This window comes from Alcanivorax sp. HI0044 (genome assembly GCF_001634945.1).
Genome location: NZ_LWEZ01001855.1, coordinates 1 through 586 on the forward strand (window position 1 = coordinate 1; position 586 = coordinate 586).

The 586-nt window shown below is 57.5% G+C and carries 1 protein-coding gene and 1 pseudogene; one reads left to right on the forward strand and one right to left on the reverse strand.

Annotation, left to right across the window (positions count from 1 at the left end):
• Window positions 1-148, reverse strand: a pseudogene (gene glyA / locus A3730_RS30030) (serine hydroxymethyltransferase); the annotation flags it as partial.
• Between the two features lie 287 nt (window positions 149-435).
• Here glyA and A3730_RS30035 point away from each other — a divergent pair.
• Window positions 436-586: ATP-binding cassette domain-containing protein (locus A3730_RS30035; RefSeq protein WP_156501413.1), on the forward strand; the 151-nt coding region annotated here is incomplete at its 3' end.

Sequence of the window (586 nt, forward strand, 5' to 3'; positions counted from 1 at the left end):
CGGAGCCCTGGGCCTCCATGACCCTCGGCGAAGCATAGTTTTCAGAGGCAATCAGCTCGATATGCTCTTCCTGGCGAACTTCCTCGGCCTCGATGGCCGCTTTGATTTCCGGGTCAAACTCGGCGATGGACATGGATTTCGGGAACATGGGCTACCTGTCAACGTGCTAAGAGTGGATTGGGGCGCGTATTCTAACCAAATCCGGGGCCAATGGCACTTGAAGTCCGCTCATGGAAACCTGCCAGTCGTCTCATGGCGTCAGGCACCGGTTTTCTGGCGCCAATCCGGCCTTACATCGCCCTATCAAAGGCCGTGCACTTTCACTCACGGCCGCTTTCCGTTAGCTTAGGCGCCAATCAAAGTACCCTCTGCCGGGGCCTGCAGCCCGCCTGCACCTTACGCCCCGCACATTAATACAGACTGCGGTCGGAGTTTATGAGCCAGTACATCTTCACCATGGACAAGGTGGGCAAGGTTGTCCCACCCAAGAAACACATCCTGAAGAACATCTCCCTGTCGTTCTTTCCCGGCGCCAAGATCGGCGTGCTGGGCCTGAACGGCTCCGGTAAATCCACGCTGCTGCGCA